Below are 7,365 nucleotides of genomic sequence, written 5' to 3' on the forward strand. Positions count from 1 at the left end.
CATGGCGCTCGAGCAGTGCGATCAGCGGCGTCTCGCCCAAGAAGCGCAGCTCGAACAGGGCGTCGCGGCGGCCCTCCACCACGGCGTGGATGTCGCCCTCGAAGATCAGCTCGGTGCCGGGCCTGGGCGACTTGCTGCTGCGCAGGTGCGCCAGGCCCCGGTGGGCGTCCAGCGGCCGCTCCAGCAGCATTTCCACCTTGCCGCCGCTGGCCTTGTGGCCGTGCAGCCTGGCGGGAATCACCCGGGTATCGTTGAACACAAGCAGATCGCCGGGCTCGAGCAGATCGAGCAGGTCGGTAAAACGGCGGTGAGCCAGCTCGCCGGTGGCGCCATCCACGCACAGCAGGCGGCAGTCGCTGCGCTGCTCGGAGGGGTAGCGAGCGATCAGCTCCTCGGGAAGCTCGTAATGGAAATCGGCGCGCTGCATGCAGGTTCGGGTCCGCAGGAAAGATCGGCAGAAGCGGCTGTCGAGCAGCCGGACAAGCCCGCAAGGATACCGAAAATCGGTCGCGTCGTCAGGCTCCCGATTGACCTGCCGTCACGGCCACGTATAATGCACCGCGCTGCCGGCGTGGCGGAATTGGTAGACGCAGCGGATTCAAAATCCGCCGGGTGCAAGCCCTTGTCGGTTCGAGTCCGACCGCCGGTACCACTTTTCTTTCAGTGCGTTACCTCGCTTTTTCCCCTTTCGTTTTCCCCTCGCTTCAATGCTTGGTCGCAGTCGGCTCATCGATCTTCGGCGGTATTTCGTGGCTGTCCATCCACCACACTCCAGCTCATCGTTACTTTCTTATTCCTAGTAATATCAAAGGAAAGCGAGCTAACCTCACTGAAGAGGTGAAGAGACCATGTCTTATCCTGAGCCCTACCCTCGAAATTGAGAAGGCGCGGAAGACGCTCAAGCAGACAGGGATGGATACTGAGTAGCCAAGCGGGTTGTAAACCGGTATTAGGGAGGCCGGCTCCAAGACCAAAGGGGCAGCGATGGTCATCCAGGATCGGGGCTACTATACTGGAAAGATAGGGTGGCAGGAGTCGCAAATACGGGTCAGAATTCTCGGGAGCGATCAGGCTTTGCGCCAACAGCCCGTTCTCTGGTAAGCTCGCAAGCTGAAGGATTCTGTTAGTTTTAAGCTATAATGAGCTGTGGTTTTATAGGAAATAGCTATTTGTAGTTTCGGTAAGGGTTCTCTATAACATTACACATAGAGTTTAAAAAGGACTACGCTATGAGCTATCAAGAAGAAGACTGGGGTCTTTTGTAAGGGCGTTAGTGTATAAGGGATGAATTTATAAATGGCGAGCTAATAGCTCGCCATTTATATTGGAAAATTTAAAATGAAAAGAAAGAAAGAAAAATATATATTACACCAGCCTAATCCTTTTTTTTGGGCATCCCTTGTATTTCTGTTCGGTATGCTACTGACAGCCTCCCGGCTTAAGGCAGCTGAGTGGTCTTCAATTTTTGCATTTCTAGGAAATAATGCATGGGTCGCCATCCTTACTTCTTCGTCAGTCGCTGGCATCATTGCTTGGCATACAATCGCCACCTCCCGAAAAACCTCGAAGGAAAAAAATGCTCTTGATTTCGAGCGATGCTATAGTGACTCACAGAAAATAAATGACTCATGGGGTGTTATAGCGACGAAAGTAAGAGTTATGCGGGAAGGTGATTTAAGAGAAATTGCCAACAAAAAAGAAAGCGAAATGTGTGTGGAAGAAAAAAGCATAGTTGATGCTATAAGAGTGGTTCTTAATGAGTGGGAACGAGCATCAAATGCTATGAATCATGATATTTACGACGAAAATCTAATTTATAAAAGTCACGCAGGGAATGTGATAAGACTTTATGAAGTATGCCTCCCGTACATTGAAGAAAGGCAGAGGTTGAATAATAGGATATTGCTAAATCTTTCTTCTCTGGCGCTAAGGTGGAAACTAAGAAGAGCAAGGGAGGATGGCGTAAAGTTTAGTGGTTACTACAAAGCCAAGCGGTATAGCCAAGCTCTGAAGGCAGCTCTTAGAGATATATAAATAATGTGAGGTAAGGTCAGCTGTAGCTGTGTTCCTTCGGTTTCGGGTAGATGTCCTCTCCTGAAACGAGGTCAGCATGGTGCTGACCTTGCGTAAGAGGGGGCTTTTCGCAAGCGAGAGTCATCTTCGTCAACCAGTCGTTGAAATTTGTAAACTACTGATTCCTTAGTGTAATGGTGCCATATAGGTGCACATGTCATGCTGCTGGTGCAGGGTGTGATTGGAGAGCTGCGTGGCTCTTGTGCTGGCAGAAAGTATATAGTCATATTATTAACTGCTATTCAGCAGGTGTTAATATTAGCCAGGCACTGGTTCAGCACAAGACTGGACGTGGGAGAAAGGTGCCACATCTAGTGCTATATGTCGAAACCTTGCTATCATCTGATTTCTGTTGAGTTCTGCGCCCCGGCGGGCTACTCGCCAGGACATTTTTTGGTTCGCAGTAGATGGGATAGGCGGGAAGTCGTCGCACTAATTGTAATGCCACCCTCCTGGTGGCCGCATCACATTGGTATACCTGTTCAACTGGGTATTAGCGTAAATGGCAAGAGCAGGAGAATTGCTGCCAGGAGAAGCGTTTTCATCGTCCTTGCTGCCTATGCATTGCGAAAGCCTCAGTTAATATATTATACACTTTGTTACATCTTGGTTTCGATTATGTGCTCAAACCATCTCGAGTTCAACATGGCCGGGGGATGAGCGGCGGCGTGATGGGCCGATCACAATTTTCACTTCAAGGCCGAGGCGAGCGATGGCTTCGAGCATCTTGGCTTCGCTGATGCCACGGAACTGGCCACGGAGCATGGCGGATACCTTGGGCTGGGGGATGCCCATGATCTCAGCGGCCTTGGACTGTGTCAGGCGGCGGTGCTTGATGATCTCGCCGATCTTGGCGGCGAGTTGGGCCTTGATGAGCATTTCCTCGGCATCGGGCATGCCCAGGTGGGCATAGACATTGGTGGAGCCGGTTTCGATGGTCATGGCGTTTCCCCCTTGGCGTGTTGCTCGGCGAGCTTGAGTCGGTCGCGGCTTGAGGGCGTTCGAATCCATGCCGGCAGTTTATATCCATATGGGCATGGGTATGGGGACAAGCGTCCGCATCGTGAAGACGCAACAAGTATTCGCCATCACCCCGAGCCATATCCACCGCTATGATAATGTAGGGCTATAGCGATACCGGCGAGGGGACGCACATGGGGATGGAGGACCGGGAGGAGAGCTGGAAGGAGGGGGACCGGCGTGAGGGCGGCCGCCGCCGGGGTGGTTGCGGCGGGGTCGCGAAAGCGCGGGCGATGAGTTCGCCGATGAGGCGGGCTTTCCACCCAGGCCGCATCGGGGTGGCCGTCGCACGATTGAGAAGCCCGGGAGGCGCGGCTTCCACGTGGTCAGTTTCCTCATCGGCAGCGCGGTGACATTCGCCCTGTTGATGGTAGTGCTCAACCTCAGCCCGGAAGCGCTCTACGTCCCCTTCGAGGTGACCCGCAGGGCGCTGGAGGTCCTCGGCGTGATGTGACCTTCCGCTATTTCCTTGATGTGCCTCAGTATCGACGTCATGCTGGCGACTATACTGAACGGTAAGGAGTGCGTCATGGGTGTGAAGTGGTTCGCCGCGGCATTGATCGTGCTGGGGGTGGGTTTGACCCTGTTCGGCTTTCAAACCCAGAACCCGGCGCTGTTCGTCGGACTGACGCTGGCCGTGCTGGGTGTCGTGGTGATTCTGACAAGTCGCCGCAGTCGGCAGTAAGGGCCTGACAACGCCCGCCATCGGGCTTATCATGTTGCCATCGTCACAGTCCTTCTCCCGATCACGGGCGAAGGGCTGTTTTTGTTGTAAGGCCGGCCGCACGTTCATCTATCGTTGGCCGGCCCCAAGGAGGTCGTCATGTCCCCCCGCCCCCCCATTCTCATCAACCGCCTGGATGCCGACCGCCTGCAGCGCCTGATCGACCAGGCGGACGACAAGGACCGTTTCGTTGCCGACTGCCTTGAGGAGGAGCTCGAGCGGGGCCAGGTTGTCGACCCGGAAGAGATCCCAGAGGATGTGGTCAGCATGAACAGCCAGGTGCAGTTCACCGACCTTAACCGTGACCGGCAGATCATCCGTACCCTGGTCTACCCCCATGCCCTGGCCCAGACCGAGGACGGCATTTCGGTCATGGCGCCCATCGGCGCAGGGTTGATCGGTCTGCGTATCGGCGACGTCATCGACTGGCCGTTGCCCGGCGGCGGCGAGACCAAGCTGCGCATCGATGCCATCCTGTGGCAGCCTGAGCGGGAAGGGCAGTTCCACCGCTGAGTGGATGGACGGCGCTGCCAAGACGGCGCCGGGCGTATCGAAGAGAGGATCAGGATGCCGTTTTCGCTATGGATGTCGCTGGTGGCGGTCTGCGCCATGGGGGCCATGTCGCCTGGGCCCAGCCTGGCGCTGGTGCTGCGCCACACCCTGGGTGGAGGTCGCGCCCCCGGGGTGGTGGCAGCGCTTTTTCATGCCCTGGGGGTGGGCTTCTATGCCCTGCTGACCGTCTGGGGCCTGGGGGCGTTGATCGTGCGTTTCCCGGCACTGTTCCAGGCCATCACCTGGGCGGGGGCGGCCTACCTGGCCTGGCTCGGCATCAAGGCACTGCGTGCCGGCAGGGCCGGCGCCCTGGAGGCGACAGGCATGGCCACGACCCGCAGCCAGGCGGCGCGGGAAGGCATGCTGGTGGCGCTGGGCAACCCCAAGTTGATCCTGTTCTTCATTGCCCTGCTCAGCCAGTTCGTCACCCCGGACATGAGCCTGGCGGCCAAGGCAATCATCGTGCTCACTGCCATGCTCATCGACGGTGGCTGGTATGTGCTGGTGGCGGTGTCGCTGTCGCACTCCCGGGTGCTTCCCTGGCTCCAGAGCCGCGCCCACTGGATTCATCGCATCACCGGTGTCATGTTGCTGGCCCTTGCCTGAGGGTGGTGGTTGGCCCTCTCGGCTGACAGCGTTGACAGCCGGCACGGCCTCGCCTCGGGGATAATGATAGCCTCAAGGCTATTCGAAAGCGGAAGCCCCCATGGACGTTTTGTCGATAGAAGAGGATGACCGCGCCCTGGCCGTGGTCCTGGACGAGGATCCCGATGTGGTGGCAGTCCTGTCGCTCCAGCTGCATGTGCTGGGCATGGAGAGCCGCTGCTACCGTCGGGTCGATCTGCTATTGGAAGAGATCGACGAATGTGATCCTCAACTGGTCATCATGGGGCTGGAGTTCGGCGACCCGGACGGCATAGCCCTGCTGCGTCTGCTAGCCGAACGGCGCTTCGGCGGCTGGGTGCTGCTGCTGGGCGGCGTCGAGCGCAAGATCTCGCGCATCGCCGAGCGGGTGGGGCATATCCTGGGCCTGCAGATGCTCGGCTCGCTGGACAAGCCGATGCGGATGGCCGAGCTGCGTCAGCGGCTGGACCGGCTGCATCTGGGACGCAAGCCGACCATCGCCCCCGAGGACGACCCCTTCTTTTCCGCCGCCGAGCTCGATCGGGCCCTGGAGCGGCACGAACTGACCCTTCACTACCAGCACAGTTCGAGCTTGCCACGGGTCGGCTGAGCGGCGTCGAGGCGCTGGTGCGCTGGATGCATCCGGAAATCGGCCTGATCGGGCCGGCCAGCTTCCTGCCCATGCTGACCGCCGGCCAGAGCCGTCGGTTGACTTGCCACGTGCTCGAGCAGGCGCTCTCCGATGCCGAGCAGTGGGCAAGCATGGGCGTGGTGCTGTCGCTGTCGGTCAACGTCACCGCCGATGACCTGATGGAGTCCCAGCTGCTCTCGCTGACGCGCCACCGCCAGCCGGGCGAGCCGCCCCTCGTGGTACTCGAGATCACCGAGACGGCGGCCATGGATGACGAGCTGCTGGGCTCGGAAATCGCCGCCCGGCTGCATCTCAACGGGATGGAGGTCTCGGTGGATGACTTCGGTGTGGGCTTCTCGTCGCTGTCGCGGCTGCAGATGCTGCCGATCAGCGAGCTCAAGATCGACCGCAGCTTCGTGCGTCACCTGCAGCAGGACACCCAGGATGCGGCCATCGTCGAGGCGGTTGCCCTGCTGGGGCGTCGCCTGGGTATTCGCGTGGTGGCCGAAGGGGTCGAGGAGCTCGACTGCCTGCCGACCCTGGCCCGCTTCGGCTGCACCCACGTCCAGGGTTTTGGCCTGTCGCGGCCGGTGCCGGCGGAGATGATCCCCGCGCTGGCCTCGGATCAGTCGCCGATCCGGGCCAGGATCGCTGCCAGCGGGGCGTCGGCCGGCAACACGCCGTAGGCCGGGCTGGCTTCCACGCCGAGCCGTGAGCGACAGAAGGTGTCGGCCACCTCGTGGGGGGGCGTGGAGCAGTAGAAGGGATGCCTGCAGGCACTGTGCCAGGCGCTGGGACAGCCAGCGTGCCCTGGCCTCCAGCCGTCGGCCGGGCCTCGMCAGGTCGCGCTCCAGGCCGGCCAATGCCAGGTCGAAGTCCGGCTGCTGCCCCCGTGCCGCGGCCAGCTCGTCCCGCAGGCGGCGATCGACTCGGGATGCCGGGCCAGAACCCGCAGCAGGTCCAGGCACATGACGTTGCCAGACCCCTCCCAGATCGAGTTCACCGGCGCCTCCCGGTAGAGTCGCGCCAGCGGTGTCTCTTCCACGTAACCGATGCCCCCCAGGCACTCCATGGCTTCGGCCATGAACCCGGGGCCGCGCTTGTTGTGCCAGTATTTCGCCAGCGACGGCAGCACCCGGGACAGGGCGGTTTCATGCTCGTCACCCTGGGCGGCCCCGTCGAAGGCACGAGCGGCGCGCATGGCGAATGCGATGCCGGCTTCCACCTCCAGCGCCAGGTCGGCGAGGACGCTGCGCATCAGCGGCTGCTCGGCCAGCGCCTTGCCGAAGGCGTGTCGCTGGCGCGTATGATGCCAGGCTTCCGCCAGGGCCTGGCGCATCATGCCCACCGGCGCAGTGGCGGCATCCAGTCGGGTCTGCTGCACCATGCCAATGATGGTGGCCACGCCGCGTCCTGGTTCCCCCACCGGCACGGCCCAGGCGCTCGATACTCGATCTCGGCGGAGGCATTGGCGCGATTCCCGCACTTCTCCTTGAGCCGCTGCAGCTCGATGGCATTGCGTTCGCCGCCTGGCGTGAAACGCGGCACCAGGAAGCAGGAGAGGCCGTCGTCGGTCTGGGCCAGGGTGAGGAAGCGTCGGACATGGGGGCGCTGCAGAACACTTGTGGCCGGTAAGGCGCCAGCCCTCGCCGTCGGGTTCGGCGCGGGTGGAGTTGCTGCGCACATCGCTGCCGCCCTGCTTCTCGGTCATGGCCATGCCGAAGGTCAGGCCACGCTTTTC

10 protein-coding genes, 1 tRNA gene and 1 pseudogene are annotated in these 7,365 nt (G+C 60.3%); 8 read left to right on the top strand and 4 right to left on the bottom strand.

Annotation, left to right across the window (positions count from 1 at the left end):
* Positions 1 to 427, bottom strand: a 427-nt coding sequence (locus tag Q427_RS12905; RefSeq protein ID WP_043514475.1) for an S-adenosylmethionine:tRNA ribosyltransferase-isomerase, incomplete at its 3' end; no start/stop codon positions are given.
* A gap of 138 nt (positions 428 to 565) precedes the next feature.
* On the opposite strand from Q427_RS12905, the gene Q427_RS12910 reads away from it, so the two are divergent.
* Both Q427_RS12910 and Q427_RS30125 read left to right on the top strand, forming a co-directional pair.
* Positions 566 to 652: transfer RNA gene (locus tag Q427_RS12910), tRNA-Leu, on the top strand.
* Positions 653 to 1,338: 686 nt separating this feature from the next.
* Positions 1,339 to 2,034 (top strand): DUF4760 domain-containing protein, encoded by a 696-nt coding sequence (locus tag Q427_RS30125; RefSeq protein WP_081785984.1) that lies wholly within the window; start codon positions 1,339 to 1,341, stop codon positions 2,032 to 2,034.
* A 663-nt stretch (positions 2,035 to 2,697) separates the two neighbouring features.
* Here Q427_RS30125 and Q427_RS12915 read toward each other — a convergent pair.
* Complete coding sequence (locus Q427_RS12915; protein ID WP_043514478.1) at positions 2,698 to 3,015, bottom strand: helix-turn-helix domain-containing protein; 318 nt, start codon at positions 3,013 to 3,015, stop codon at positions 2,698 to 2,700.
* A 400-nt stretch (positions 3,016 to 3,415) separates the two neighbouring features.
* On the opposite strand from Q427_RS12915, the gene Q427_RS35310 reads away from it, so the two are divergent.
* From Q427_RS35310 to Q427_RS12940, 6 genes and pseudogenes are all read left to right on the top strand, one after another.
* Positions 3,416 to 3,547: a hypothetical protein gene (locus Q427_RS35310; RefSeq protein ID WP_269321236.1), complete on the top strand. Its 132-nt coding sequence runs from the start codon at positions 3,416 to 3,418 to the stop codon at positions 3,545 to 3,547.
* A 75-nt stretch (positions 3,548 to 3,622) separates the two neighbouring features.
* The gene (locus Q427_RS31320; protein ID WP_155833559.1) at positions 3,623 to 3,778 is read left to right on the top strand and encodes a hypothetical protein; all 156 of its coding nucleotides are present in this window, start codon (positions 3,623 to 3,625) and stop codon (positions 3,776 to 3,778) included.
* 138 nt (positions 3,779 to 3,916) lie between these two features.
* Positions 3,917 to 4,330 (top strand): nucleoside diphosphate kinase regulator, encoded by a 414-nt coding sequence (gene rnk, locus Q427_RS12925; RefSeq protein ID WP_043510327.1) that lies wholly within the window; start codon positions 3,917 to 3,919, stop codon positions 4,328 to 4,330.
* A gap of 54 nt (positions 4,331 to 4,384) precedes the next feature.
* Positions 4,385 to 5,001 (top strand): annotated as a pseudogene (locus tag Q427_RS12930) (LysE family translocator).
* Between the two features lie 74 nt (positions 5,002 to 5,075).
* Positions 5,076 to 5,603 carry a response regulator gene (locus Q427_RS34025; protein WP_043514484.1) on the top strand — a complete coding sequence of 176 codons (528 nt, stop codon included), beginning with the start codon at positions 5,076 to 5,078 and terminating at the stop codon, positions 5,601 to 5,603.
* A 26-nt stretch (positions 5,604 to 5,629) separates the two neighbouring features.
* Positions 5,630 to 6,310, top strand: coding sequence for an EAL domain-containing protein (locus tag Q427_RS12940; RefSeq protein ID WP_051496346.1), 681 nt, complete (start codon positions 5,630 to 5,632; stop codon positions 6,308 to 6,310).
* On the opposite strand, the gene Q427_RS35315 is transcribed toward Q427_RS12940, so the two are convergent.
* The gene (locus Q427_RS35315) at positions 6,250 to 7,029 is read right to left on the bottom strand and encodes an acyl-CoA dehydrogenase family protein (protein WP_269321237.1); all 780 of its coding nucleotides are present in this window, start codon (positions 7,027 to 7,029) and stop codon (positions 6,250 to 6,252) included. The two genes, Q427_RS12940 and Q427_RS35315, sit on opposite strands and share 61 nt — an antisense overlap.
* The gene (locus Q427_RS34040; protein ID WP_231613676.1) at positions 6,963 to 7,310 is read right to left on the bottom strand and encodes a hypothetical protein; all 348 of its coding nucleotides are present in this window, start codon (positions 7,308 to 7,310) and stop codon (positions 6,963 to 6,965) included. The genes Q427_RS35315 and Q427_RS34040 overlap by 67 nt, the downstream gene beginning before the upstream one ends.
* Between the last annotated feature and the right edge of the window lie 55 nt (positions 7,311 to 7,365).

This window comes from Halomonas sp. BC04 (genome assembly GCF_000568385.1).

Bases quoted from the DNA above. Each gene is read 5' to 3' on its own strand.
- Q427_RS34040 (WP_231613676.1), bottom strand. From the start codon at position 7,310: ATGTGCGCAGCAACTCCACCCGCGCCGAACCCGACGGCGAGGGCTGGC.
- Q427_RS34025 (WP_043514484.1), top strand. From the start codon at position 5,076: ATGGACGTTTTGTCGATAGAAGAGGATGACCGCGCCCTGGCCGTGGTC.
- Q427_RS12940 (WP_051496346.1), top strand. From the start codon at position 5,630: ATGCATCCGGAAATCGGCCTGATCGGGCCGGCCAGCTTCCTGCCCATG.
- rnk (WP_043510327.1), top strand. From the start codon at position 3,917: ATGTCCCCCCGCCCCCCCATTCTCATCAACCGCCTGGATGCCGACCGC.
- Q427_RS30125 (WP_081785984.1), top strand. From the start codon at position 1,339: ATGAAAAGAAAGAAAGAAAAATATATATTACACCAGCCTAATCCTTTT.
- Q427_RS31320 (WP_155833559.1), top strand. From the start codon at position 3,623: ATGGGTGTGAAGTGGTTCGCCGCGGCATTGATCGTGCTGGGGGTGGGT.
- Q427_RS12915 (WP_043514478.1), bottom strand. From the start codon at position 3,015: ATGACCATCGAAACCGGCTCCACCAATGTCTATGCCCACCTGGGCATG.